Origin of the sequence: Pantoea sp. SIMBA_079 (assembly GCF_046940275.1) — a bacterium.
Taxonomy (GTDB): domain Bacteria; phylum Pseudomonadota; class Gammaproteobacteria; order Enterobacterales; family Enterobacteriaceae; genus Pantoea; species Pantoea borealis.
Window position 1 is genome coordinate 1 of sequence record NZ_JAWRYR010001037.1, and the last position, 228, is coordinate 228.

The following is a 228-nucleotide window of genomic DNA, read 5'->3' on the forward strand; positions in this document are numbered from 1 at the left end:
GGTGGATAAAGGCATGGCCGTGACCGCCGATGTGGAGCGGGCGATCCGAGAGATCCTGCAGGCGACGCTGAACACCACTGAATTGGTGACGGATATTTCCCGCACCATCAGTGAACAGAGCCTGGCCAGCAATGAAATTGCTCATCAGGTGGAAATGATCGCCGGCATGTCGCAAAACAACAGCCGGGTCATCGGTGAAACCGCTTCGACGACAGACGAGTTGTCGAG

Annotated in this window: 1 protein-coding gene; it reads left to right on the forward strand. The window is 56.6% G+C overall.

Translation table 11 applies throughout. The features are described from left to right. Window positions 1-13: 13 nt before the first annotated feature. Window positions 14-228 (forward strand): hypothetical protein (locus SB719_RS23070; RefSeq protein ID WP_412160177.1); only part of this gene is annotated, 215 nt, incomplete at its 3' end.